Source organism: Methylobacterium sp. B1, from assembly GCF_000333255.1.
In the GTDB taxonomy this organism is placed as follows: Bacteria; Pseudomonadota; Alphaproteobacteria; order Rhizobiales; family Beijerinckiaceae; genus Methylobacterium; species Methylobacterium fujisawaense.
In genome coordinates, this window is record NZ_BACT01000112.1 from 1 (window position 1) to 919 (window position 919).

The following is a 919-nucleotide window of genomic DNA, read 5'->3' on the forward strand; positions in this document are numbered from 1 at the left end:
TGCACACGCATTCAGATCGCAGGATGCCGAAACGACGAAGCCCGGCACGAATCCGGCTCTTACGAGTCGAATGCGTCCGGGCGTTCGTCGAACCGGTCATGCCGCGACCCAGGAATGGACCCGTCTCGGGGGCCATCCCGCAGCGTCGCGGGCCGGGATCAGGCGGATGCGGAGACCGCAGCCGCCGGGATCCCAGGATCAGGCGGCCTCGCCGGCCTCGGCCTGGGCGGCGTCGCCCTCGACCAGCTTCCAGGTCTTGGTCTTCGAGAAGGGACGGCACTCCTCGATGAACACCGTCTGCCCGACCTTGGCGACATTCGCCTCGTCGTGCGCGTGGTAGTTCTTCGAGCGGCGGACGGTCTTCTTCATCACCGGGTGGGTGAAGCGGCGCTCCACCTTGACCACGATGGTCTTCTCACCCTTGTCGCTAACGACGGTGCCCTGCAGGATGCGCTTCGGCATGGTGTTCTCCTAGCGGCCCGTATCAGCTCTTGGCCGCCTGCAGCGTCTTCGCGCGCTGCAGCGTCCGGACACGGGCGATGTCGCGACGGACCTCACGGACGCGGGCGACGTTCTCGAGCTGGCCGGTGGCCCCCTGGAAGCGCAGGTTGAACTGCTCCTTCTTGAGGTTGATCAACTCGTCATTCAGCTGATCCGGCGACAGGGCCTTGAGATCAGACACTCTCTGGGTCGACTTCACGATATCCTCCGTTCAGTCGGCGATGCGCTGGACGACCCGCGTGCGGATCGGAAGCTTCGCGGCGCCGAGGCGGAGCGCCTCCTTGGCGATGTTCTCGGCAACGCCGTCGACCTCGAACATGATCCGGCCGGGATGGACCCGGGCCGCCCAATAGTCCGGGGCGCCCTTACCGGAGCCCATGCGGACCTCGGTCGGCTTCGACGAGACCGGCACGTCCGG

At 66.5% G+C, this 919-nt stretch carries 3 protein-coding genes; all 3 read right to left on the bottom strand.

Annotated elements, in window-relative coordinates; translation table 11 throughout:
• Positions 1-198: 198 nt before the first annotated feature.
• The gene (rpsQ, locus tag I53_RS03350) at positions 199-462 is read right to left on the bottom strand and encodes a 30S ribosomal protein S17 (protein WP_043346666.1); all 264 of its coding nucleotides are present in this window, start codon (positions 460-462) and stop codon (positions 199-201) included.
• Between the two features lie 22 nt (positions 463-484).
• The gene (rpmC, locus tag I53_RS03355; RefSeq protein ID WP_043346669.1) at positions 485-700 is read right to left on the bottom strand and encodes a 50S ribosomal protein L29; all 216 of its coding nucleotides are present in this window, start codon (positions 698-700) and stop codon (positions 485-487) included.
• Positions 701-712: 12 nt separating this feature from the next.
• A partial coding sequence (gene rplP, locus I53_RS03360; RefSeq protein WP_043346671.1) for a 50S ribosomal protein L16 occupies positions 713-919 on the bottom strand: 207 nt, incomplete at its 5' end.